At 64.6% G+C, this 1,875-nt stretch carries 1 protein-coding gene; it reads right to left on the reverse strand.

Going from position 1 to position 1,875, the window contains the following annotated elements:
* Positions 1–80: 80 nt before the first annotated feature.
* Positions 81–1,457, reverse strand: a complete 1,377-nt coding sequence (ltrA, locus tag JQ632_RS39080; protein ID WP_212408039.1) for a group II intron reverse transcriptase/maturase — start codon at positions 1,455–1,457, stop codon at positions 81–83.
* Positions 1,458–1,875: the final 418 nt, after the last annotated feature.

Here is a 1,875-nt window from a genome sequence, read left to right on the forward strand (position 1 = left end):
ATCGGGATAGGGGGGAGCCTCTCAGCTCCGCCCCTCCCACACCACCGTACGTACGGGTCCGTATACGGCGGTTCGGTGGATTATGCGCACGGCAGTTCCGCGACGGAAGCCAAGCCGAGTGATCTGAAGAACGCGATTGGCATGGCGATGGTGAGCGCGGGGCTGTTCGCGAGCCGCCAAGGGCCATTCGGGCTGCCGGCAGTTTGTGCCGCCAGATCCCGGCCGACGCCGCAGCGTCGCAACTCGGCAAAGCGGGTGCCGCCGCGCTTCCATTGTTTCCAGGCGATGGCGCGCAACCGCCGCCTGAGCCATTCGTCAAGTGTGCGCAGCACCGACGGGGTTTGGCAGAAGCCGAAGTAGCCGCGCCATCCGATCAGATAGCGCGATAGCTCCTTGGCAATCTGCGCGAGGCTTCGGCCGCAGGTGCGTCGCGTCAGTCCTCGGACCTTCGCCTTGAAGCGGGCAAGTGCCTGCGGCGCGATGCGCCGACGCGGTTCTTTCCCGCCGGTAAAGCTGAAGCCCAGGAACTTGCGACCCCCCGGTTTGGCAACCGCGCTCTTGGCTTTGTTGACCTTGAGTTTGAGGCGCTTTTCGAGGAACCGTTCGATGCCCGCCAGCACCCGCTCGCCCGCCTTTCGACTGCGCACATAAATGTTGCAGTCGTCGGCGTAGCGCACGAAGCGGTGGCCGCGTCTTTCCAGTTCCTTGTCCAGCACATCCAGCATCAGGTTCGACAATAGCGGCGAGAGCGGACCGCCCTGCGGCGTGCCCTCCTCCGTCGGACTGACCAGCCCTCTCTCCAGCACACCCGCATTCAGGAATCCGCGGATCAGCTTCAGGAGGCGCTTGTCAGTCACCCGCTTGGCAATGAGCCCCATCAGGATGTCGTGGTTGACCCGGTCGAAGAACTTCTCCAGGTCGATGTCCACGACGACGGCGTGTCCGGACGCAATATACGTCTGCGCCCGCTCCACCGCCTGATGCGCCGAGTGCCCCGGCCGGAAGCCGAAGCTGGTCTCGGAGAACGTTCCGTCCCAATCCGCCTGCAGCACCTGCATCATTGCCTGCTGGATGAAGCGGTCGAGCACCGTTGGGATGCCGAGCGGCCGCAGGCCGCCCGACGCCTTCGGTATCTCGACCCGCCGCACCGGTTGCGGCTTGTAGGTGCCTTCAAGCAACTGGGATCGGATTGTGGGCCAGTGCTCCTTCAGGTAGCTCGGCAGTTCGCCGACGGTCATCCCGTCGACGCCCGCCGCGCCCTTGTTGCGCGTCACTTGCGCCAGCGCTTTCTTCAGATTCTCACGCTCGATAACTGCTTCCATCGACGGCCCTGCGGTCGCCGGGCGTTCGAGGGCGGTGGTCGCCGCGCGCGCTTCGGACTCTTGGGCGGCGGCGTTCGGGGCTTCACCCTTCGCTCCGGTGCCCAAGTTCAGCTCGACCTGATTCTTCTGCCGCATGGCTCGCGCGAGATCACCGTTCTACTGGCCACTTCCACCGTTTGGGCCTTCGACGGTACGCTGCCGCCTACTATGCCCGCTGCTGACTTCTGCGCTGCGGTCAGACCGCCTTACGGCGGCCTCAGTCCCGTTGCCAGGACACAGTGCAGACCTCCCGAGGTAAGACCGACCGCCTTCGCCGCGCGCCCGCCGGATTTACCACCCCGACCCTTGATGACCTTGGACTTCGCGATCATGTGCTCGCTCGTCCGGCCGGGTAGGCCTCGTTATCCGGTGCTTGTCCATCGAGCCGCGGTTTTGCTCCACGCTGTCTTCAGACCCCACCTCGCGATGACGCCCTTGCGCTTCGCTAATCCTTCGCCGTCATCAGGCTGGATAGAGGACTTCCACCTCCAAGCTGTCGTTCATACTCGGCACA

This window comes from Bradyrhizobium liaoningense, assembly GCF_018130955.1.
In the GTDB taxonomy this organism is placed as follows: domain Bacteria; phylum Pseudomonadota; class Alphaproteobacteria; order Rhizobiales; family Xanthobacteraceae; genus Bradyrhizobium; species Bradyrhizobium liaoningense_C.

Excerpts from the sequence above, each read along its gene's own strand:
- ltrA (WP_212408039.1), bottom strand. The coding sequence starts at position 1,457 with ATGCGGCAGAAGAATCAGGTCGAGCTGAACTTGGGCACCGGAGCGAAG.